The sequence below is a fragment of the Paradesulfitobacterium aromaticivorans genome (assembly GCF_054657415.1).
This window is the reverse complement of the sequence record NZ_BAAHYT010000011.1, coordinates 704163-727097: the sequence shown is the minus strand read 5'-3', so window position 1 is coordinate 727097 and position 22935 is coordinate 704163. Positions and strand designations below refer to the sequence as shown.

The 22935-nt window shown below is 48.3% G+C and carries 20 protein-coding genes; 6 read left to right on the top strand and 14 right to left on the bottom strand.

Annotated elements, in window-relative coordinates; translation table 11 throughout:
- Positions 1 to 46: 46 nt before the first annotated feature.
- On the bottom strand, positions 47 to 1189 hold the full coding sequence (locus ACYQ2N_RS20335) for an aminotransferase class V-fold PLP-dependent enzyme (protein WP_460001251.1): 1143 nt from the start codon (positions 1187 to 1189) through the stop codon (positions 47 to 49).
- A gap of 263 nt (positions 1190 to 1452) precedes the next feature.
- Between ACYQ2N_RS20335 and ACYQ2N_RS20330 the strand changes: the two genes are divergently transcribed.
- Positions 1453 to 1881 (top strand): OsmC family protein, encoded by a 429-nt coding sequence (locus tag ACYQ2N_RS20330; protein WP_460001250.1) that lies wholly within the window; start codon positions 1453 to 1455, stop codon positions 1879 to 1881.
- Between the two features lie 168 nt (positions 1882 to 2049).
- Here ACYQ2N_RS20330 and ACYQ2N_RS20325 read toward each other — a convergent pair whose 3' ends face one another.
- The 8 genes from ACYQ2N_RS20325 to ACYQ2N_RS20290 all read right to left on the bottom strand — a co-directional run bounded on the left by ACYQ2N_RS20325 (position 2050) and on the right by ACYQ2N_RS20290 (position 10295).
- Positions 2050 to 3048, bottom strand: coding sequence for an NAD-dependent epimerase/dehydratase family protein (locus ACYQ2N_RS20325; protein WP_460001249.1), 999 nt, complete (start codon positions 3046 to 3048; stop codon positions 2050 to 2052).
- On the bottom strand, positions 3023 to 4177 hold the full coding sequence (locus ACYQ2N_RS20320; protein ID WP_460001248.1) for a glycosyltransferase: 1155 nt from the start codon (positions 4175 to 4177) through the stop codon (positions 3023 to 3025). Before ACYQ2N_RS20320 ends, ACYQ2N_RS20325 begins: the two co-directional genes overlap by 26 nt.
- 1 nt (position 4178) lies before the next feature.
- Complete coding sequence (locus ACYQ2N_RS20315; RefSeq protein WP_460001247.1) at positions 4179 to 5072, bottom strand: sugar transferase; 894 nt, start codon at positions 5070 to 5072, stop codon at positions 4179 to 4181.
- 28 nt (positions 5073 to 5100) lie between these two features.
- Positions 5101 to 6192 carry a glycosyltransferase family 4 protein gene (locus ACYQ2N_RS20310; protein ID WP_460001246.1) on the bottom strand — a complete coding sequence of 364 codons (1092 nt, stop codon included), beginning with the start codon at positions 6190 to 6192 and terminating at the stop codon, positions 5101 to 5103.
- Complete coding sequence (locus tag ACYQ2N_RS20305; protein ID WP_460001245.1) at positions 6189 to 7670, bottom strand: class I adenylate-forming enzyme family protein; 1482 nt, start codon at positions 7668 to 7670, stop codon at positions 6189 to 6191. The genes ACYQ2N_RS20310 and ACYQ2N_RS20305 overlap by 4 nt, the downstream gene beginning before the upstream one ends.
- Entirely contained in the window at positions 7667 to 8377 is a 711-nt protein-coding gene (locus ACYQ2N_RS20300) for an SGNH/GDSL hydrolase family protein (RefSeq protein WP_460001244.1), read from the bottom strand. The genes ACYQ2N_RS20305 and ACYQ2N_RS20300 overlap by 4 nt, the downstream gene beginning before the upstream one ends.
- Positions 8378 to 8504: 127 nt before the next feature.
- Positions 8505 to 9539 (bottom strand): TIM44-like domain-containing protein, encoded by a 1035-nt coding sequence (locus tag ACYQ2N_RS20295; protein WP_460001243.1) that lies wholly within the window; start codon positions 9537 to 9539, stop codon positions 8505 to 8507.
- 75 nt (positions 9540 to 9614) lie between these two features.
- A complete protein-coding gene (locus ACYQ2N_RS20290) occupies positions 9615 to 10295 on the bottom strand; it encodes a PspA/IM30 family protein (protein WP_460001241.1) in 681 nt (226 codons plus the stop codon).
- A 463-nt stretch (positions 10296 to 10758) separates the two neighbouring features.
- On the opposite strand from ACYQ2N_RS20290, the gene ACYQ2N_RS20285 reads away from it, so the two are divergent.
- From ACYQ2N_RS20285 to ACYQ2N_RS20275, 3 genes are all read left to right on the top strand, one after another.
- Complete coding sequence (locus tag ACYQ2N_RS20285) at positions 10759 to 10890, top strand: CpsB/CapC family capsule biosynthesis tyrosine phosphatase (protein WP_460001767.1); 132 nt, start codon at positions 10759 to 10761, stop codon at positions 10888 to 10890.
- 140 nt (positions 10891 to 11030) lie between these two features.
- Positions 11031 to 12743 carry an IS1634 family transposase gene (locus ACYQ2N_RS20280; protein WP_459996793.1) on the top strand — a complete coding sequence of 571 codons (1713 nt, stop codon included), beginning with the start codon at positions 11031 to 11033 and terminating at the stop codon, positions 12741 to 12743.
- A 200-nt stretch (positions 12744 to 12943) separates the two neighbouring features.
- Positions 12944 to 13708, top strand: a complete 765-nt coding sequence (locus ACYQ2N_RS20275; RefSeq protein WP_460001766.1) for a tyrosine-protein phosphatase — start codon at positions 12944 to 12946, stop codon at positions 13706 to 13708.
- A 32-nt stretch (positions 13709 to 13740) separates the two neighbouring features.
- On the opposite strand, the gene ACYQ2N_RS20270 is transcribed toward ACYQ2N_RS20275, so the two are convergent.
- The 4 genes from ACYQ2N_RS20270 to ACYQ2N_RS20255 form a co-directional block, all read right to left on the bottom strand.
- Positions 13741 to 15438, bottom strand: a complete 1698-nt coding sequence (locus ACYQ2N_RS20270; protein ID WP_460001239.1) for an aldehyde ferredoxin oxidoreductase C-terminal domain-containing protein — start codon at positions 15436 to 15438, stop codon at positions 13741 to 13743.
- 102 nt (positions 15439 to 15540) lie between these two features.
- Complete coding sequence (locus ACYQ2N_RS20265; protein WP_460001238.1) at positions 15541 to 16692, bottom strand: iron-containing alcohol dehydrogenase; 1152 nt, start codon at positions 16690 to 16692, stop codon at positions 15541 to 15543.
- 12 nt (positions 16693 to 16704) lie between these two features.
- The gene (locus ACYQ2N_RS20260; protein WP_460001236.1) at positions 16705 to 18114 is read right to left on the bottom strand and encodes a hypothetical protein; all 1410 of its coding nucleotides are present in this window, start codon (positions 18112 to 18114) and stop codon (positions 16705 to 16707) included.
- A 340-nt stretch (positions 18115 to 18454) separates the two neighbouring features.
- A complete protein-coding gene (locus ACYQ2N_RS20255; protein WP_460001235.1) occupies positions 18455 to 19927 on the bottom strand; it encodes a sigma-54 interaction domain-containing protein in 1473 nt (490 codons plus the stop codon).
- 158 nt (positions 19928 to 20085) lie between these two features.
- On the opposite strand from ACYQ2N_RS20255, the gene ACYQ2N_RS20250 reads away from it, so the two are divergent.
- Positions 20086 to 20475 carry a c-type cytochrome gene (locus ACYQ2N_RS20250; protein ID WP_460001234.1) on the top strand — a complete coding sequence of 130 codons (390 nt, stop codon included), beginning with the start codon at positions 20086 to 20088 and terminating at the stop codon, positions 20473 to 20475.
- Positions 20472 to 21980, top strand: coding sequence for a cbb3-type cytochrome c oxidase subunit I (locus tag ACYQ2N_RS20245; RefSeq protein ID WP_460001233.1), 1509 nt, complete (start codon positions 20472 to 20474; stop codon positions 21978 to 21980). The genes ACYQ2N_RS20250 and ACYQ2N_RS20245 overlap by 4 nt, the downstream gene beginning before the upstream one ends.
- A 32-nt stretch (positions 21981 to 22012) precedes the next feature.
- Here the strand turns inward: ACYQ2N_RS20245 and ACYQ2N_RS20240 are convergent, their stop codons facing one another.
- A complete protein-coding gene (locus tag ACYQ2N_RS20240) occupies positions 22013 to 22921 on the bottom strand; it encodes a fumarylacetoacetate hydrolase family protein (RefSeq protein WP_460001232.1) in 909 nt (302 codons plus the stop codon).
- Between the last annotated feature and the right edge of the window lie 14 nt (positions 22922 to 22935).

The window sequence follows — 22935 nt, the reverse complement described above, 5'->3', positions numbered from 1 at the left end:
TTTGGAGTCCTCTACTTTCTTAGAATCTTCTGCGTTCATTCGGAATTTAGGCAAGATCCCGAGCCACCATTTTCACAGCATCGATCGTCCGGTCTATCTCTTCCTCAGTCGTAAAATGCGACGGGCTTAAGCGCACAACTCCCTGCTCCATAGTTCCGAGTGTTCTGTGAGCATGAGGCGCACAGTGCAGCCCCGCGCGGGCGACAATTCCGGCCGTTTGTTCAAGAGTAAAGGCGACAAAAGTTGAGTCAAGATCCCCAATATTAAAAGAAACGATCGGGGCTTTGGCGCTGGCGTCCGTACCGCCGTAAAGGGTTAATTCCGGAATTTCCAGCAATCCTTGAGTCAAGCGTCGGCACAGAGTTTGCTCTTGGTGCCGGATCTTATCCAGACCCTGGGCCTTTAGATAACGCAAGCCCGCACCTAAGCCCGCAATCCCTGCCCCATTTAAAGTTCCACTTTCTAAAGCATCTGGCAAAAAATCCGGCTGCTCATCCGATTCGGACAGACTGCCTGTTCCCCCATAAAGGAGTGGCTTCAGCTTTACATAAGGTTTTAAGATTAGCCCTCCGGTACCCTGCGGCCCCAGCAAACCTTTATGGCCCGGAAACGCCAGCAAGTCAAGCGGAACGTGCCCCAAGTCAAGCGGGAAGACACCGGCAGTTTGAGAAGCATCAAGAAGATAAAAAGCCCCATGCCTTCGTGCTATCCTGCCTATGCGTTCAATTGGCAGCAAGGTTCCGGTGACATTGGAAGCGTGTAAAGTCACAACTAATTTAGTGTTTTTCCTGAATGCCTGTTCGTACTCAGCCCACGGAAATTCCTGTTCCGGAACTACGAGGATCTCCGTCACTTCAACTCCCTGGTCGGCCAACACCTTAAGCGGCCTTGTCACCGCATTATGTTCCAGGGAAGAAGTGATGACATGATCCCCCGGCTGGAGCAGACCGAAAAGAGCCTGATTCAAGGCATGAGTGGCATTGTGCGTGAAAATCACCTGAGTCGGGTCGTCCGTCCCCAAAAACTCGCATAAGTCTTCCCTGACCTGATGCAAAAGACGCTGGGCCTGCACAGACGCGCTATGCCCGCCCCGCCCGGCATTCCCGCCCAAGTTCAAGGCTTCGATCATACTCTGTTGGACCTCAGGCGGTTTTGGCCAAGTCGTAGCCGCATTATCAAGATAGATCATTCTCGCTCCTCCTCTAAGACATTCATTGTGTCAGCAAAAACCTTCTTATCTGCAGAGAGAAATTTATTCAAAAATCAGTGTTTCTCACCTGATTGATCTGCTAACCATAAACTCAACTTAATCATACACTAATCCATTATCAATATCGAAATATTATATTATTTTTTGCTATAAAAGTGTCATTTGTATGCATTATTTTAGCCTATACGTACAACCTATAGATGTATAGCGTCCAAGAATCAATTTTCTGAGGGGGAACTGTCATGTCGCTTACCAAATTTCAATCCAGTGTCACCTGGGAACATGAAAGCGTGCGCTGCGTTGCCGATATTAGAGGGAAGAAAATAATGATCGACGAACCGGAGCAACTTGGCGGAACCGATCGGGGGCCAAACCCCGTAGAACTCGTATTAGCTGCCTTGGGAGGGTGCTTAAATATTCTGGCAACATCTTTTGCCGCGCAACATGATGTAATGCTTAAGGACGTCCGCATCGAAGTTGAAGGAGATTTAGACCCGGACGGGTTTATGGGAAAGAACAAATCCGTACGGCCTGGCTTTCAGAAAATCCGGTATCGGATTATTGTCGATTCCCCCTCCCCCCAGGAAAACGTGGCTGAACTGCTAGCTCACATTGAAAGTATTTGTCCGGTTAAAGATACCTTAAGCGGTGTGCCTGTGATACGCAGCTAGTTAATGTCCCGCTAAAAAGTCGCTTAATTTGCGTTCGAACTTCCCGCAATGCCAGAACCAAAAAAACACCGAAACCATGCCTCAACGGCTGTTCGGTGTTTTTTCGTTCTCTACAGTTGAGCGTCCTACAGGTCTGGATATATGCACTACGATAGGATGCTCGACCATTTACCCTGCACAGACCCCGCTTACCGTGCGCTGCTCCTGGTAAACTTTGGACCACAGATCAAACAAGCCTTCCTGCAGACTCCATTCCGGCTCCCACTCAAGTAGTGCCATGGCACGGACCGGCGAGAGAACACTTTTGGCAACCCCAACCGCGCCCTCAGGGGCAAATATAATTTCCAGCTGTCTTGCGCTCGCTTCCTTAAGATTCTCCACCACATCAAGAATCGTGTGGGCCCGACCGCTAGAAATATTGAGAATTTCCCCGAAAAGATCACTGTGGCAAGCCAAATAATTAGCCCTTGCCACATCATACACAGACACAAAATCCCTGCTTTGGCTTCCTCTGCCGTTGATCAGCAGGGGGAGCCTGTTTTCTATCCGGTTAGCAAAAACACGGCACACACCTTTGGGATTCGTGTCATTGGGATAAGGACCATAAACATTGGCATAACGCAAAGCCACCCACGGTATTTCCCAGCGGCTGCCCCACAGATCCAAATACCTCTCGGCTGTCATCTTCCCTAACCCGTAGGGTGAACAGGGTTCAGGAGCTTCGTGCTCCCGCACAACTCCGGGATTGGCCCCGTACACAGCTGCCGATGAGGCAAACACAAAGCGCACCTGTCCTAAAGACCGGCATAACTCCAGTAATCGCAGGGTTCCTTCCACGTTAATTCTTAAGTCTTCTTGCGGACATTCCCAGGAAGCCTCCACATCAACGCGGGCGGCTAAGTGGATCACGGCCTGGGGCTTAAACCTGGACAAGGCTTCAGCCACTTGTTCAGAAAAAATGTCGGCCTTGAGCAAGCGTGCCGGTGCAGGCGGTCTGACATGGCCGACACTAAAGTCGTCCACTACCAAAACCTCATCCCCGGAATCCACTAAATAATTCACTGTATGACTGCCGATGAATCCGGCCCCTCCTGTCACTACTACACGCACTCTTATTCCTTCCCTTCTGACTTCTACTGCTTTAAGCCAGGGCCCGGACTCCGTCATCAGCCCTTATTTCCCGGTAGATTTGTTCGTATGCATCAATCATGTTCATCAAAGAGTATTCCCGAAGGCATTTGGCGTAACAGCCCTCTCCCATCCGGTGGCGCAATTCGTTCTCACTTAGACGGTGAAGAGCGGTTTCCGCTTGCCTAGCGTCCCCTATTTTATATAAGAATGCACATGGATCTTCATCAAACATTTTCACCAGCCCTGGCAGTGCCGGAGCCACGATCGGGATTTTATGGCTCATGCTTTCAAGAACAGCTAACGGCATCCCTTCCGAGCGGGAACTTAGAAACAACACATCTATGCACCCTAAAGCTTTCTCAATATCCTTAGTCTCTCCAGCAAAGAGAATCCTGCCCGGAAAGGCCGTGTTCAATTGCCTTAGCTGGCTCTGATCTCCCGCGCCAAACCAGACAAAGAATGTTTCAACATTTTCCCCCCAACACTCAAGGAAATTGAGAGCGACCTTGAGCCAAAACTCAGGGTTCTTGATCCAGGCCACGCGGGCCAAATTCCCAATCACATACGCATCAGGGGGGATTCCCAAGGACTCCCTTAACTTCTCAATCTCCGCCTGATCCTTTTCCCTCTGAGGCTCCACTGAAACTCCGTTAGGCACAACTCTGACCACACCTGAACCATGCCAAAACCACCCCTGTGTTCTACCTTCCTCCAAATCCGCTGCACTCACAAAGACTAAAGCGCTCGTCAATCGCGCCAGTCGACTTTCAACCCAATGGTAGAAGGTCCTTTGCCAGCGGGGGTGATCCGGGCTTACCCCAAATCCATGTACTGTAAAACAAACAGGGAGGTGTTTCCACCGTGCAAGCAAGCGTACGAGCGCCCCTGCCTTGCTCGAATGGGCATGCACCACATCATAACCTTGCCCCAGTTCACGCCAGAGAACCAAGCCCGCACGCATATCGTCCAGCCCTATTCCTCTGTGCAAGAACTGGTTCGAACGCACATTTATACCCGACTTCTTAAGCTCTGCTGCCAATCGCCCCTGTTCCCCGCACATCACAGTCACAGTGTGACCAAGATTACGCTGAGCCACAGCCAACTGATACACGATCTTTTGCGCTCCGCCCCATTCCGAACGCGTGATTACATGGAGAATCTTCAAGTTAACGACCCTTTCTGTGGAGTATGGACGGAATAGTTGCCAGCAAAACCCGGGTTTCTTCCCACAATCCTTGACGGCGCAAATGCTGAAGATCATAAGAGAGCTTAGCTTCGGGGCTTGCGTCATATCCCACCCGGATTTGGGCCTGGCCCGTAAGCCCGGGAGGAATGAGATGGCGCAATTCGTAAGCAGGGAGATACTTCCGGAATTTACGCACAAAAGCCGGGCGCTCCGGCCGTGGGCCTACCCACTTCATTTCCCCGCGTACAATATTTAAAAGCTGTGGTAATTCGTCTAAATGCGTGTGGCGTAGGAAGCGTCCAACCCTGGTGATGCGTTGATCATCCTCTTGACAGAACACCGGTCCACTTTGTGCTTCTGCATCTGTAACCATCGTTCTAAATTTCCAGAGCGCAAAAGTCTTGCCCTTGTGCCCAACCCGTTCCTGCCAGTAAAAAACAGGCCCCCTGGAATCCAGGCGGATAATTATCGCTATTACCACTAACAGAGGGGATGTGAGCAATAACAATAGCAGGGCCGATGCCCTGTGAAGCCACTGCCAGCGCTCCCTGTGTTCGGGTCTGATAGCAGGAAAAAATACTAAAGGAATATCCCCGATCGTAACAGGCTCTGCCAGGAGGGACTCATACGCACCAGGAATAACAGCAGTCCTGATCTCAAGTTTTAAAGCCGTTAGCAGTGCCTTTTCCCTTTCCACAAGGGTCAAATCCCGGCCTAAGACTAATAGGATTACCTTGTGCCCCTGAATCAATTCATCTAATTCACCCTCAGACAGAGCCTGGCGCAAGGCACATGGGTAATACTCTGCAGTCAGACTGCGCTCCAGCCCCTCTTCCAGGCTGCAGCTATAAAGTATAATAAGCCTTTCTTCCATGTTCTCCACGCCCCTGTTATTACCTCTGCTATCCAGATACATCCGCATACACCTGTTCATACTGATCAAGGCAGTTGTCCCACGTACGCTCCGCAATTCTTGTGCGGGCCTGGGATAGCATAGCTTCCTTCTGAGACGGAGTTAAAGCTAAATACTCTCTAACCCCGCGCACCAGTCCTGCAACTGATGGTTCAACCAATATCCCCGCTCCTCCTTCCAACAAGGGAGGAACTCCGCCCACACCGGTTGCCAGGACAGGCTTGCCTCTGGCCATTCCTTCTAACAGAGCTAGAGGTTCTCCTTCCCGCCGGGAAGGAAGGACCATCAGCTCGGCCCCAGCCATCACCTGCCAAGGATCACTGAGCCAACCGCAAAATATTATCTCCTGAGCGCAAGTTAGGCTTTCTTTTTCCAGCCTAGTACGCTCTGGTCCGTCCCCGGCAATTAAAGTCTTAATCTCAATTCCCTCGTGCGCAAGGTTGCGCACCGCCTTAAGCCACAGATCCAACCCTTTTTCCGGAACTAAGCGGGCCACGATCCCGACTGCAATCTCTGTCTCTCTTTTATCTTTTATCTTAATCTTTAGCTCGCTATTTTCACTAGTGTGGCATATCTCATTAGCTTGCCTGTCCTCTACTTTCCCACCCTCAAGTTCCACAGCATTGGGAATATAGCGGGCTTCTACCATCTGCGCAAGTGCGGGAGAAACTGCACAGCGCTTAACTTTGAGAACTTTGAGCCAAATTCGTGTTAACTTAAGCTTCCAGGCCGGGCTCCCGTGCAGGGTGAGCACAGTCCTGGCACGGATGCGGCCCAGGCGTTGAAGTGCGCGCACGAAAAATGCCAACGGAGCCGTGTGCACATGCACAATATCGAAGTTTTCACGGCGCATGAGGCGGTAGAGCCTGAGCCAGACTGCAGGGAGCAACCATTTCCACTTAGATGAGAGCGGCAGCTTAATGACCTCAAGACCCGCTTCCCGAAGTTTAGTGCCATAAATCCCAGCAGCTGCGATCACGGTTACTTTGTGCCCGCGCTGATGCAAACCCAGAGCCAAATGATAGAGCATTTTTTCCGCCCCGCCAATACTCAGTTGCGCCGTGATCAGGGCGATTTTCATCTCTGGCCCACCGAGCGGCGGGCAATTTTCCCGCTTGAAAGCTTAGGTAAACTCTCGACCTGTTCCCATGCGCGCGGAATCTTATAATCGGCCAAATGCTGGCGGCAGAACTCCCGAAGCTCAGTCTGGCGTATGCTGCGGTTAGCTACAAAATACGCTTTGCTCACTTCTCCCTTAGTCTGATGAGGTACTCCTACAACTGCAGCCTCTTTAATTCCGGGGTATGAAAGCAGAACATCTTCCACCTCACGCGGGGAAAACTTGAGCCCCCCCGAATGGATAAGGTCTTTAATCCGGCCCTCAATAAACAAATATCGATCTCGGTCAAAGCGCGCTAAATCCCCGGTTCTGAGCCAGCCGTCACGCAGGGCAGCCGCCGTCAGATCCGGCCTGTCCAAATACCCCCGCATCACATTGGCTCCGCGGTACCATAACTCCCCAATCTGACCATATGGCAATTCCCGTCCCAGGGAATCGCAAATCTTGGCTTCCACCAAGGGAGCAGGCCGACCTACGGACCCTGTCTTTTTAATTAATGGGTTCTCAAAAGCCACACATCCCTCAGACAAACCGTACTGCTGATAGACAGGGACGTGGAACAAACTTTCAAATTTTTCTTCCCACTGGCGGTAAAGGTAGGCTCCTCCGGTATTGATCCCTCTTAAGGCCAGATTCTCCGAGATCTCCTGCTCCTCAAGCTGAATCAGCAACCCGATTAAAGTCGGAACCAGCCAGGCAAAAGTCACCCCGGTTTCCTGCCAGCAGCGCACAATCTGCCGCGGATGCACGCTCTCTTCCACCACAATTTCTGCCCCTACGCTTAAAGCCAAGATCAGGCGGTCAGGCCTAAATACGAACGGTATCCCCAGGAAAAAAACATCTCCGGCTGCGGCGTAATGCCCAGGACACCCGACTCGGCACAACATGTTGGCCTGGGTCAAAGCTACTGCTTTCGGCTCACCCTGAGAACCGGAAGTAAAACGCAAGTGAGCCAGCCCTAGATCAGGACGGCGGGCTTCCCTGCAAGGGTCGTTATTCTTCCACTCCCATCCGGTGCCGGTCCAGAGCCCAATGTGGGCGACCGTGGATGCGGCCACAGCTTCCCTGGACTCCTCCCACTCAGGCAAATCAGTAAGATACCATTTCGGCTTAACCAAATCCAGGACGCGCGCCAGTTCACGGCCCGTGAGTCTGAGCGCTACAGGAGCCGCAACCCCCTCAGCCCTGGAGATTCCTCCGTAGGCCGCTAAATACCCATAGTTATTGCCAAAACGCATTAAGACAAAGTCTCCGGGCTCAAATCCTTGAGCCTGGAGTTCGCGGGCCAGGATATCCCCATCTTGCCCCCATTCAGTGTAAGTGTATCTCTCTCCCCGGCTGTAATCCCGGAAAATAAAATGTTCGGGAAATTCATCACAAATGTGGGCAATAAAATCTCCTACTCTGTTGATGCCTTCAGTTTTTATCCCCGCAGTCACATTAGTCCATCCTTCCCGTTAAGAGTAGACCATAGCTTCTCTTCAATAACAGTGTGTCCGGCAACACTGATATGCTGCCCGTCCAACCATAAAGCCTCATTACCCATAGTGAGCAATTCAGGGTAAATATCGCAGACCTCGTAGCAGTCAGAAAATCTTAAGAGCAATTGACGTACACGCTCTAAATTATCCTGCCCCCGCACAAAAAACTCCGGATTCGCGGGCGTGGGGGTAAGCACAATAACCCTAGCCGGGCTTTGCTTCAAGAGAATGCTTATCTCCTGCCAAGTTTGCTCGATATGGGACCAGTTTTCCCGGTGTCCCCCCAAAAGTAAAATTCCTGCCCTTTTGGCAATCCAGTACGCCTTGCCCTGGCTAGCCGGTTTCCAGGCTGTGGGGGCAAACCAATTTAAAGCCGGTTCTTCTGCCTTGCTTTCCCCACCAAAACCCAAACGCCTGAGCGTGCGATCCCAAGTAGGCAACACTAAAGCAGCCTGGATGTTGACAATAATCAAATCCGGAAAGCGCGCCAGGACTTCCCTGCAAGTCTCGAGCAAGGAGTCCCAGCGTGCTGCATACGGCACCAGGTCAAAATGGACATCACGCGACCCTTGGCGCCAGCGTTTCCACAGCCTGCGCACAAAACCGTACTGCACCCCGTGTGGCTTGCCAACTAAGTGACAGCCACCAATAAATACTACTTTCATGCTCATCTCCGTCAAAAATATCTAGTACACACCTATTTGTCTAATTATAATTCTTGTCTAATTAAAACTTCGACAAATCAAAAATAAATCCTGCCAAAGCGGCAGGATTAACAACAGAGAAAAACTTCTACTCTTGCCCACGGGCTATTTTTGCCAGTTCAAGTGCATCTTCCTGATAAATACGTGTCAATAGCCACTTATCGCCCTGCCAGGAGAATTCCCAGAACTCTGTAAAGTACAGCCGTTTATCCGCGTCTCCGGCAATCGTCCTCCCCGAGGACTCTATGGTGTAGTCTAGCAAACTGGCTGAGAGCATTACGATAAAGCGCTCTCCTTCTTCGCTTAAGTCACTGTCAATAAACTCAATATCACCCTGATTAAGCACGGGTTCCTTGATTAGATTGCGTTCCCCCCGCATCTTCATGCGCTCAAGATCTGAGCGGTATTTAGCAGTCAAGTCCGGTGCCAGATATTCAGGCGCTTCACTTAGGTCCTGCCGACTCCAGGCATCCTGAAACCAGAAGAAAACCTGGCGTATCCGCCCGCTTAAATAAGCGCGGTCCCAGCGCGGAAAAGTCTGGGCAAAGTAGAGCATATTATCACGAGTGAACGATATCGCCTGGGCAAAGCGCCGCAAATTGTCAGCATTGGTTATAGGACGTCCGCTAATATCGACAACGGAAGCTTGACCCTCCCCCGGGGTCTGCCACGTATCTTGCTTGCGACCAAGCGGCGGAAAACCACTGTTGCCACCACCATAATGACTACCGCGTCCGTCCCCGAAGTTACCCCCGCGCCGTCCGCCTCCGAAGTTGCTGCCGCGCCAACTGCGCGAGGCGCGCATGGCCTTAAAGACCAGGTACAAGATCAGGATTACAAAGAGGAATCCGAATAGTCCCCCGAAAATTGAACCACCGGTATAACCTGTGCCTCCGATAAAAAATGGAAACGGGAAGAATCCTCCTGAAAAACTGCGCCCGGAGAAACCTCCCCCGGAGAAGGAACCACCGGAGAAAGAACCGCTGCTAAATGAACGACCGGCACTCCCTCCGAGGCTGCCTCCTATGCCTCCGCCTGCACGAGCCAACACAAATGAAGCCTGGCTTGCAAGCAAAAATAAAGTTGTAAAGGTTATCCCGAATCCCTTTCTCCACTTGCCCACTGTTATCACCTACTTGCGGCCTTTTTCAGGCTCTCTTCATTCTAATCCTAACTATAGAAAGTATCAATCACTTTTTTATTGTTCTTTATTAAGTTCTGCTTTAAGTTTGGCCAGTTCGTCTTCAACTTCAGAATTGGCTCTACTTTTTTCGAGTTCTGCAAATTGGTCCTCAATCGAATTTCCGGTTGAGATCATCGTCTTTGAAGCCTTGGCCTCAGCTTCCGCTCTCTCCACCTGCTCTTTCATGCGGTCGATATCAGCCAGAGGATCGCGGGTCGAAACCCCCGAGATCGCCTCATTGGCTTTTTTCATAGTCTGAGCCCGGCGTTGACGCATCACGAGATTATTTCTCTCCAGTTTTGCTTTTTCCAGCTTTTCTGTCAGAATCCGTAAATTCTCCTGCAAATCAGTCACAGCCTTGGCCTGGTCGGCTAACTGAACCTCGTAATCCCGCAAGCTTGCTTCCGCATCTTTTTTGAGAGAAAGAGCGGTGCGCGCCAAGTCATCCTTGTTTTGCTGCACAGCTAACTTCGCTTGCTCACTCCGTTGTGTGATTTCGCTGCCTAAGGTTTCGATGCGTTCTTCCAGTTGAATTTTATCGGCTACCGCCCGGTTAACCTGAATCTGGAAGTTGCGCACCTCTTCCGTGGCCCGCTCCACATATAAGTTTAGCATTTTCTCCGGATCTTCGTTTTTATTAACGATATCCATAATGTTTGCTTGCAGTAAATCTTTTACTCTACTAAATAAACCCATTGTACCTTTCCCCTTTCAACTTATTTGTTCACCATTTGAATTATAGTGGTAAAATATTGTGTCCGCTCTTTTGTCAATCCGCGGCTGTCACCCGACTATCTTATTTTACATATTCTCTCTCCTTTCCGAAAATTCCTGTCATGTTGCCCTCAAAATTAAGAAACTTGCCTTCCTTTTGAAAACTGTGTTATGCGAATATCCACAAATTAATAAAAGACCTCACCCCCTCTGGGCAAGGTCTTGCAACAGCATTGCTTGGGATAGGCCGGATCCTTTAGGGATCGTTTTGACGACTCTACCCACGGTATCACTACCGCTTGCTACTCCCCTTATTCCACGTGTATTTACCTGACAGCTTGAATTATAGTTAAAAAGTTGTTGCTTGTCAAGCCCCCGTAAAGATATAATAAAATAACAAGCTAATTTAATATTATAAGTATTTAGAGGAGTATGGGGAGTGTTTATGCAGAAAGGAATGCTGGTTGATTTTCACATCCATATCCTACCCGGTTTAGATGACGGAGCCTGCTATTGGGAAGAAAGTCTGGATATGGCTAAGGCAGCTATAGCCGAGGGCACGACCGCGGGTCTTTGACACTTGCGCTTATATAGAAATTTCTACAAGCCTTGAAAACAGGGCTTTTTTTATTGGAAAAATGTCAAATTTTCTCCAATCCTTAGTGCGTAATTTAGCGTAATGTGTTATAATGTAAGGGATTGGAGGAGATTGTTACTATGCGACTTAGTATATCCAAGTCTAAAAATGCTACTTCGCTTTATGTCATACAATCTATTTACGAGAACGGTAGGCGTTCCACAAAAGTTGTTGAAAAGTTAGGGACGCTTGCTGAATTACAGCAAAAACTAAATGGGCGAGATCCTATTGAATGGGCTAAATCATACATAGAAGACCTTAACAAAAAAGAGAAAGAGCAATCGCGAGAAGTCATCGTTAAATACTCTCCATCTAAAGTAATCTCCAAGGATCAACAACACTTCTTCAACGGTGGTTATCTTTTTCTCCAGCAGATCTATCACGAACTCAATCTTCATAAGGTTTCCGCTGAGATATCAAAAAAGTATAAGTTCTTTTTTGATCTGAATGCTATACTGTCACGGCTCCTTTACGGACGGATCCTTTTTCCTTCTTCCAAACTCGCTACCTACAAGCATTCCTCAAAGTTCATTGAACAAACTGACTTTGAATTGCAGCATGTGTACAGAGCACTTGAAGTCATTTCCAAAGAAATGGACTTCATTCAGTCTTCTCTTTATAGCAACAGCCTCAAAATTTCAAAGAGAAACACGGGTATTCTCTATTATGACTGTACCAATTATTTCTTTGAAATCGAGCAAGAAGAAGGCCTTAAACAGTATGGCGCTTCAAAAGAACACCGACCGAACCCTATCATCCAAATGGGTCTGTTCATGGATGGAGACGGTATTCCTCTTGCTTTTAATCTCAACAGCGGCAACACGAATGAACAGATTACGCTTAAACCCTTAGAGCAAAAAATACTTTCCGATTTTAAACTTTCCAAATTTGTTGTCTGTACAGATGCCGGACTGGCTTCTGAAAAGAACAGAAGGTTCAACAACGAAGGCGAACGCGCATTTATCACGACCCAATCGATTAAAAAACTAAAAAAGCATTTAAAAGAATGGTCTCTTGATTCAAAAGACTGGCATCTTGCAGATCATGATAAAACTTATGATATCGCCCAGCTTGACGAGGAAACCTATAAAGACAAATGCTTCTTCAAAGAACGCTGGATTAAAGAAAATGGCCTAGAACAAAAACTTATTGTCACTTACTCCATCAAGTATAAAAACTATCAACGTCAAATTCGTAATTCACAAATCGAACGTGCTCAGAAATTACTTGATTCGAATCCGACTAAAATTTCAAAAAGCAATCAGAACGACTATAAACGTTTTATCAAGAAAACCAGCTGTACGTCTGATGGCGAAATAGCCGACAATGAACTCTATGCCTTAAATAACGAAACCATCGTTGCCGAAGAAGCCTATGACGGATTTTATGCCGTTTGCACGAACCTCGAAGGTAGTGCTCAGGAAATCATCCGAATTAACCAGCGGCGCTGGGAGATTGAAGAATGTTTCCGGATCATGAAAAGCGAGTTTAAAGCCCGACCAGTGTACTTAAGTCGCGAAGATAGAATTAAAGCACATTTTACTACCTGCTTTATGGCCCTCATCATTTATCGATTATTGGAAAAGAAACTAGGAAATAAGTTTACATGCAGTGAAATCGTCAACGGATTGAGAGAAATGAATTTCTATGAGATCAAGGGCGAGGGATATATACCGACCTACACAAGAACTGATTTTACAGATGCTCTGCATGAATCTTTCTGCTTTCGAACAGATTTCGAGATTATAAAAAAGACACAGATGAAAAAAATTCTAAGCACGACTAAGAAATAAAAAAATTACTCACTTTTTTAAAATACAAAAAAAGCTTGAACACCTTGCAAATACAGGGCTTTCAAGCTTTTTATAGTTTTTAACTGTCAAAGATGAGATTATAGTTAAAAAGTTGTTGCTTGTCAAGCCCCCGTAAAGATATAATAAAATAACAAGCTAATTTAATATTATAAGTATTTAGAGGAGTATGGGGAGTGTTTATGCAGAAAGGAATGCTGGTTGATTTTCACATCCATATCCTACCCGGTTTAGATGACGGAGCCTGCTATTGGGAAGAAAGTCTGGATATGGCTAAGGCAGCTATAGCCGAGGGCACGACCGCAATGGTGGTAAGCCCGCATTATATTGACATGCGTTACCATTCCACCAAAGACAAGGTAAGCAGAAAAATCGATGAGTTTAAAGGAATTTTGGCTCAAAAAAACTTAAAGCTTAAAATTTACCAGGCTGCGGAAGTTCAGCTTACTGAGGAAATACCACGCCTGGCAGCTACAGATGTTATCCCGACAATAAATAACACTAATTATATGCTGATTGAATTTCCTTTTACCGCGGAATTAGGGACAGTACAGGAACGTCTTGACAGTCTGACTGAGCAAGGAATAATTCCCGTATTGGTACATCCTGAACGCTACCGTGAAGTGCGCGCTCACCCCGAATGGCTGGACCGGTTTATTGGATCAGGGGCATTAACCCAGGTAAATGCTGGGAGCTTACTCGGGGAACACGGTGCGGAAGCTCAGGAATTTGTGCAAATGCTTGTGCGCAAGCACTTAGCACATCTGCTAGGCTCAGACTCCCACGGAGTTTGGCAGCGCAAACCGGGATTGGCTAAAGGTGTGGCGAAAATTCGCCAACTGGCAGGGGAGGAATGGGCAATGTTCATGACCTCCTCCTGCCCCCAGCTCATCTTGGCAGGAAAAAGGATTAACGCTAAAGGAAGCAAAAGAATAGGCGTTCAGTAGCTAAAGCGAGCTTTAAGCTCGCCTTAGCTATATTAGAAAAGATTATACCCAAAATTCTTAAGCTCCTCGGTCGGAATATCGAAGACAAGTCCGTTATTCGGGAGCGGCTCCGTCCGGAAATACGAGGGCACATCATTGTGAGTCGCCCCGATTCCGGCTTCAGAGTTGAAAGCCTGTTCCGCCTTCAGAATCTCACAAGCTTGCGCGCTCAGCATCTCTTCCGTGATACGCTCTCCAGTGAAAGAACTTACCAGGGAAGCAAACACCGGCATGTTGTCAGCGAGCGGGCCTACGAATATGCACACTCCCAGAATATCACACACCATCGTCCACACCTGGAGGTTGCGGGATAATGCTATCTGACCTTCCACTTGGTCTGGTTTGAGTCCGCCCCGGCCAGGAAGAGCATTCCCGGCTGTGTGATCCGCACCCATGGTCGAAGTGGCATAAGTCACACCGGTCCCTTTAAGAGCGCGCGGATCATAAGCCGACATTGACTGCCCTTTAACTGCGGGAACCCTTTCTACTCCAAACATGCGGCCTGTAACCGTGGCACCTTGCCCGAGAACCCGCCCTAAGCTGCCATTATGAGCAACTTCCGTTACAGCTGCTGTCATGCGCTCAAAATCCCCAAATGGCAAGGCACCTGCCTCCATGGCAACCCCTAGGGCACCACCCATCTCCATCGTATCAATCCCCAAGTCATCACACAAACGATCAAGGCGGGCAATCCCATCCAAGTCATTTAGTCCGCAGTTGGAACCCAAAAGTGCAATGGTCTCGTATTCAAGTCCGGAAGTTACATAGTTCCCCTCCGCATCATGAAAGATGTTGGAGCACCTGATAGCACAACCTCTGGAACAGGCGTGGCCAGTGGAACCGCCCCTCTCCGTGCAGAGCTGGTGCAGTTTTTCTCCCCCGATGTCCTCAGCCTTGTCATTATGGCCGCTCGAAAAGTTGCGGGTCGGCAGCCCCCCGACGGCATTAATGGCATTTACGAGCATTGCTGTGCCATAAGTAGTAAGTCCTTTTTTGGATTCGCTTAAAGCTTTGGCAAATTCCTTAGCTTTCTCTTTGAACTCTGTTTCCTTGGCCGCTTCAACCACTTGTTTATCCGGGCGGGCGATCACAATAGCCTTAATTCCCTTGCTCGCTAAGACCGCTCCCATTCCGCCCCTGCCGGCGTGACGTGCCGGCCGCCCTTCCATATCACTCACCGCTATCGTGGCTACAGCAGCCCCCGCCTCCCCCGCCGGACCGACACAGATGACCGCACTTTTCTCTCCATATTCTGCTCTTAACTTTTCTACCGCCTCATAGTTTCCTAATCCGGCTAAGTTGCCTTTGACTTCAAACTTGACTTTTTGACCGGTAATAATCAAAACCCAGGAGTGCCGGGCCTTGGGCAGTCCTTCGATCACGACCGCTTTAATGCCGTGGCCTGCGAGATATTGCCCGGCTAAGCCGCCGACATTGCTTTCTTTAATCGTTCCAGTAAGCGGGCTCTTGGCACCGATGGACGTCCTGCCGGTTGAAGGAGCGCTGGTACCGGTAAGCAGCCCGGGAGCTATAATCACCTTATTATCCTCGCCCAAAGCATAGCAGCGTGGATTGACTTCATCAACCAGAAACTTGGAAGTTAACCCTCTGCCCCCTAGGCCTGTATATACCTGCGGTGCTGGCTCGACCTTGGCTTCCTGGGTGGTCATGTTGATGCGGATAAAATTCATTAAGCTCTCCCCTTTCCTTCTTTACTTTTTCTTTCTTACATGTCCTTTTTTATTTGAATTTACCTTTATATAATTCTCCGACAAGTCTGAAACTTCCTTCATCTACATCGCAATTCTATACAGTTCTTCGATATCTTTAAGCGTAGTCTGCCTCGGGTTCACCAGGACATTTCCACTCTTCATGGCATCAACTGCCATGTTGGGGATAAGATCTTCCTTTACTCCTACCTCAGAGAGATTCTTGGGAATTCCTATTTCATTGGACAACTGCCTGATCTCCTCGACCAAAGTGACGGGGGTAAACCCTTCGCTTACCTTGCCATCCTTAATATAATTAAAGATTTTCTGGTATTTGCCCTTATCTGCCAGGGCATTAAACTCCAATACTGTTGGAAGCAGAACAGCATTGGCAATTCCATGAGCGATGCCGAAGAATCCGCCCAGAGGATGAGCCATGGCGTGGACATCTCCCAGCCGCGCCCAGGCGAACGCAATCCCTGCAAACATACTGCCCAGAAGCATCCCTGAGGCAGCCTCGATGTCCGCGCGGTTAGCGACAAACAAGCGGATATTTTTCCCGAGAAGCTCCATGGCCTTTTCCGCCATGTCATCAGAGAACGGAGAAGCTACTCTCGAAATATAGGCTTCAATGGCATGTGTCAGGGCGTCCATGCCGGTTGAGGCCGCTACCAGCGGGGGCAGCGTAGTAATTAATTCCGGGTCTAACAAGGCCACACCCGGGATTATCTTATCGGTAAATACCGTGAGCTTATAATTCTTGCTCCGGTCCGTGATCACCGCAAACGGTGTCACTTCACTGCCCGTGCCCGCTGTGGTCGGAATCGCGATCACTGTGGCCGGATTTTCCTTAACTTTGTACGCACCTTCATAATCTTGGATTTTCCCACCGTTTACTACCAGCACCGCAATTGCTTTGGCCGTATCCATCGGGCTGCCGCCACCAAGGCAGACGATCCCTTCAAGAGCATGTTCCTGATAAATCTGTACTCCTTTGTCCACCGTCTCACTTGAAGGGTTAGCTTCCACATCAAGGTAAGAAACACAGCCAATCCCGCTCTCATCTAAAATGGCCGTAACCTTGCCGACGAAACCCGCTGCTTCCAAACCGTGATCTGACACCAGTAAGACCTTCCCGAGTCCCTTATTCTTAATGATACCGGGGAGCTTAGCCAGGCTCCCAGCCCCGAAGATCACTTCGCCGGGAATCATGAAAGAAAACGGTTGAAAAGACATTACAATTCCTCCTTACCCCGCTTTTTCTATTTTTTCGACCACCTTGATTTGTTGCATCTTAGGAACTCCGATTTTTTGCACGACTAAGTAAAGAACAATACCAGATGCCAAGCCGTAAGTTGGACCGGCAATCGCCAAAATTGCGCCGAGAACTCCGGCCACTCCCTGTTCTTCTTTGGTTTTAAGCATTTCAATGGCAATATAGAAACAGGCGAATCCTTGCACCATAGTGGTAAGAGCAATTGCAATCGGCAAGATTGGCTTAAAGAAAGCAACTAAAGGCAAGGACAGTATCGCCATCCATTTGACGATATTAAAAGTACCAGACCCGCCGAAGATGGAATCCATCGCTTTGCGCCCTTGCTTATAGCGTTCAGCCACGGCCACAGTCATAGCCGCCCACAGGGGACCGGCCAAGGTAACCGTCGGAAACATCGTTCCTTCAATGAGGTTACGGACACCGCACAGGATATTGGTTCGGTTGGCGTTCATATCAATGTACTCATCATCGCGGAATTCATTGGCTTTCTCGATCACAGTCTGACCGATGATAATATCACCAAAAGCAATGATATAGGCTACAATAGCCATCGGCAGTGCTGCTATAAACGTAGAGAGAGAGGGAATCCCCACTGCAAAGGCGTTGAAAGTGCTGAATACTTCGCCGACCCGGGGAACAAAAAAGCCCCACTGGTCGATTTTCGGCATCTGGACTTCGCCCACAGCAATCCCAACTACCATCGCGCCGATGATCCCGGGCACCATACCGTATTTAGCAAATATCCCAACAATCGAGCCGCCTTTGGCTTTCATCACTTCGAATCCCTTGGCATACAGGAGAAAAAATGCCAGGGCAATCCCTACTGACATCGAGACAGGATACTTGGCGAACCCGACTCCACCTTGTGCTGCGGGTAGGAAACCGTATTTGCCGACAATGGCAGCAATTCCGGCACCGAGCACGATTCCCGCTTTAATGGAATTCGGTAAAACATCCAAAATCTTTTTAGCCAGACCGGTACTACCTAGAATTAAAAACATAACTCCTACCGTAATTTGCAAAGCGATTAAAGCTTCAATCCGGTCTACACCTAACGTAAATTTCGATAAAAAGGCTACGGTCAACGGAATAGCCGGAGTAATCCAGCCGGCAATGATCGGATCCCCAAAGAGCTGATGCAAACTATAAGTAATCTCGTGGAAAAGTACGATCGTGAGTGCTACTTCAAAAGGAATCCCAAACATGTCCTCCAAAAACTTGGTAGCAGCTAAGCCGGTAACAAACATAAAAATAGCTTGAATAATTTCCGGCACCTCAATACCGTAATGAATGAACGGCAGCCGTAATTTGAAGATCCCAAGGGGAATATAAGGCTGTTCGGCACCATATTTGCGTTTAGAACTGGGCAATCCAATTGCCATTCTCCTCATCTCCTTCTCCAATGCTTGGTTTGATACGGTGCAACAATGTGCGCTGTGTTCTAAAGATGTACACTTAGCCAGCAAAAACTGCTTGCCCTCGTATTGTGCCCTCCTCACCCCTTCGTGCTTGCAACATTCTTACATTTGCTTCCATTCTTAATTTTGCAATAATTATGCCAATTATGAAAAGCTCCTCAAATACGCATTTTCAAAATGCATCGCGCATTTAATAACAAAAAGTGAGTCCCAAAAGACTCACTCATTCCCGTTTTCCTTATCTCAAAACCATATGATACCTTGATCTCTTCGTTATGATTACCTTTGTACTCAGTGATTATATTTAGATTCGCGAAGTCCTCCAGTTTACCTCAAATATGACGCCATATTTCTTAATCTTTTTCATTAAGGCTGATTGACTCATACCTAAAACGCGGGCGGCTTTACGCGTAGACTTATGTTCTTTAAGCGCTTTCAAGATCATCGATTTTTCTAATTGAGCCACCAGTGCAGGCAGAGATTCTGATTTTTCCAGCCCTTGTGGTGCCTTCGGGATGAACTGGAGGGGCAAGTCATCTGCGCGGATAACATCATGAGCCACAGTTACCGCCAGTCTTTCTAAAGTGTTAACAAGTTCCCGAATATTCCCGGGCCACTCATACTGATAAAAAATATCGATAACTGCAGGGGCCAGGATCTTGTCTGTTTTGTATTTCTGATTAAAATATCTGAGGTAAGACGCAGTAATAGGCAAGATATCCTCTTTGCGTTCGCGTAAAGGAGGAATGACTAAAGGAACTACATTTAAGCGGTAGTACAGGTCTTCACGGAAAAGCTTGTCCTGGACCATTTTAGCCAAATCTTTATTAGTCGCCGACAGCAGCCTGACGTCGATTTTTATCGGCTTCGTTCCTCCTAGGCGCGTTAGTTCCCCTTCCTGCAAGACTCGTAAGAGCTTTACCTGCAAATTCAAGGGCAGATCCGCTATCTCGTCCAGGAAAACCGTACCCTTATCTGCGATTGCGAATAGTCCAGCTTTGCCGCCTTTGCGCGCTCCGCTGAAAGCACCTTCTTCATACCCGAACAGTTCTGATTCCAATAGGTCCGCCGGAATTGCGCCACAGTTGACTTTGATAAACGTCCCTTCCTCAGCTCTGGGACTGTTTTCGTGAATCAACTGCGCCACCAGTTCTTTTCCTACCCCGGACTCCCCCAGAATAAGAACTGTAGTATCTACTTTTGCCAGCCGTTCAGCCAGTTCGACCACGTTTCTCATGGTTAAGCTTTGCGCGATGATATGACGGCCGCCTTCATACCTGTTTTTTAGCTGCGAGATTTCTCTCTCATAATGAGCTTTCAACTCCAGAGTATGTTCAAGCTTTTTTTCAAGCTCCCTTAGTTCTGTCATATCACGGACATTCGTCACTACTCTGTTGATCTCGCCTTTTTCATTAAATATAGGACTCCCGGTGACTAGAATCTCCTTACCCGTACTGATCGTTTGCTTAATCGTTAGAGCCTTCCGTTCCTTAAGGATTTTGAAGGTGATCGATTCACTAATTAATCCCTCATCCACAATATCTTTAATATTGCGTCCAACTAACTTCTCTAAAGGGAGTCCTGTAACCCTCTGATACGCGCTGTTAACTTTTAGAGTTTTCCCATCAGCACCCGTAACATAGATCCCATCGTATGAAGTTTCAAAAATAGCATTTAGTTCAGCGGCTAGCTCCTCAACTGTCTCTGCTTGGTGGTGGGTGGCTCCCTCGCCTAAATGATCTTGATTTCCTGCTTTAAAATTTATGCTATGCTCCATATGCCTTTCTCCTTAGTCGATACAACTAACTTCTTTTCATCAATAATTCGCTGCTACATCCAAACTCTCCTGTATGAGTAAACAGTAAACTTTTGGCAAATACTAGTTCGTAATCCAAGATTCAGTACAAAACACATGTTGAAACGGAAGGAAGAGACTTGAGACTCCGCACTTTCGCCCTAGTAAGCCTGATTATTGTGGCCGCTTTCGTAGGAGCTAATATCACCTCCTGGAAACTTCCCTATCCCATGCCGGAAGATGCCCAGGAAGGAAAAGCAGTATGGCAAAAGCATAACTGCGTAAGTTGTCATACCCTTTTTGGCAATGGCGGGTATGTTGGGGATGACATGACTAATATCCTCAAACGCCGAACCGCGGAGGATGTCCAGCGCTACCTCACTAACCCGCCCGTAATGAGGCCGAACCGGGAACACCTTCATCCCCCTTTAGAACCCGGAGAAGCAGAATTTCTCACTAGTTATCTCAGGTTTGTAGGGGATATCCCTACTTTGGGCTGGCCTCCTGAACCACGGGAGGCTAAACAATGATTTTTGAACGCAGTGTACTTGGGTACATATTCAGAAAACTGGCAGGAAGACAACAAGCGCAAGAAAACCAAGATACGGGCGCATACCAAGGAGCGAACAGTAAGGAATTGAACGCCAGCCACGGAACGGACAGCAAGCAAACGAACACGAACCAACGGACAGGAACCCAAGGGCAAGTCTTTAAAGCGCAAATCATTGCACGCAACTATACCCTTGCCGCTGCGCTCTTGTTTGGAACTCAAGGGATAGTAGCCCTCCTGGGCGCGATCGAACTGATAATACCGGACCTACCTTCGCCCATTCCCTTCGAATACGGAAGATCTATTCACTTGAGCCTGGCTGTACTCTGGCCTTTAATCGGCACCATGGGCATGGTCTATTACTTTGTGACCGAAGACCTAGACCGGGAGATTTTTTCCCCACGTCTCGCCAAATGGCAGTTTTGGCTTATCTTAGCCGCGAGTCTCTCAATTTACGCCAGCCTCACTTTTCGCCTAGGGCGCGGACGCGAATATTTAGAGGGACTCCCTCTGTCCTATGCAGGTGTATCTTTGGCTCTGGGGCTGTTTTCATACAACCTTATGCGCACACTAATTAAACACAAGCAGAGAATCACCCCTGCAGCCATGATCATGACAGCAGGAAGTGTACTTCTCCTTATGTTCTTGATTCCTAACATTTTATCCGTTACTAACCCAATTGCAGATGAAGCTACGAAGTTCTGGGTTGTGCACGCTTGGGAAGAGATGGCTTTCGAACTAACCACCTCCGGGTTCCTGGCTTCTTACCTTAAAAACACGGGTTTAGCTGCTAAAAAAGACATTGAAAAGTGGCTTTACCTGGAAGCAGCCTTAACTGTGGCTGCGGGCTTGTTTGGAACCGGGCACCACTATTACTGGATCGGCTTTCCCGCCTATTGGCTCTTAGTCGGATTCTTGTTCAGTTTTTTACAGCTGATTCCGGTTGCTTTACTGGTACTGATGGTGTATAAAGGTCTGAAAAAACGGCCACAACTCGGCAACAGGCAAAAACTCACCCTCGCGTTCATTCTCAGCAGCATGTTTTACCATGTCACCGGCGCGTCCCTGCTCGGATTTATCATTACCGTTCCCTGGATTAACCTTTATATGCATGGCACTTATATAACCTCTGGTCACGCTCATCTTGCCCTGTTCGGGAGTTTGGGCTTTTTAGTCTTAGGTGGCTCATATTATATTTTAAGCCGCGGCACTCAGCCAGACCGCAAAACTTACCGGCGAGGAATAATGGCAGTGTTAGCCCTGAATGTCGGCCTTCTGACAATGAGCACGTCCTTGATCATCGCCGGGTTTCTCCAGGCTTACCGCGCTCGTTATTTAGGCATGGATTTTATGGAAGTAAACCTGCAGTTAAATCTCTACCTTATCGCCCGCGTTGCGGGCGGAGCAATTTTTACTAGTGGGGATCTACTGCTCACCTGGCAAATTCTCAAGGCTTGGCGCAAAAGCAAAAACCCTGTGAGCTAATCTTTCCCCTCTGCATACGCCCGGTGTAAGAGTTATTCAAGTCTCGTGAGGAGTTCCCCGATCTTGTCAATTCTGACCGTAACTTCATCTCCAGACTTAAGCCATACCTGTTTGTCCTTCGGATACCCGTGCACTACTCCTTCCGGCGTCCCGGTAAAGATTAAATCTCCGGGCCTAAGCGTCATATGCTTCGAGATATAGCTTACAAGAGAGGCACAGCTAAAGATCATGTCTCTAGTATTGGAAGACTGGCGCACCTCGCCATTTACCCTACTCTCTAAGGCTAAGCTGTTGGGATTAGGAATTTCATCTGCTGTTACCAAGTAAGGCCCGAGCGGAGCGAAGCCGTCACACGTTTTCCCCAGGAGCCACTGGCTTGTACGCATTTGCAAGTCGCGGGCCGAGAGATCATTACCAGCAGTGTATCCAAAAACATATGAAAGGGCTTCTGCTTCGGGGACGTCCTTAGCTTCTTTGCCTATGACTATGGCGAGTTCAACTTCATAATCAAACTCACGGGCCTCCTGGGGCAAACGTACCGTTTGGCCGTGACCTAAAAGGGCATTGGAAAATTTGCTGAAAAGCACCGGGGAAGTGGGAATAGGATGATTAGTCTCCTCCGCGTGCTTACGGTAATTTAAACCAACACAAAGAATCTTTTCCGGGCTCGTAACACAAGGGGCAAACTCAATTTTTTCTTCCTGCAGCCACAGCCTATCTCCGTTCATACCTTTATCGGTGCCTTTGTCACTGTCTTCTGCCAGCTTAACAAGCAGTTCCAGTGCCTGCACCTGCTCCTCAGGGTTTTGCAGAACCTCTGCTAAACTTACAGGTACTTGCTTGCCTAAGAGCCGCCCGGCTCTAGTGACATCAAGAACCCCTCTTTCCGTTTTGACTCCAAGTATAAGGTTATCTCCCGTGCGCATTGTCAATAATCTCAACTCAATCTCCCCTT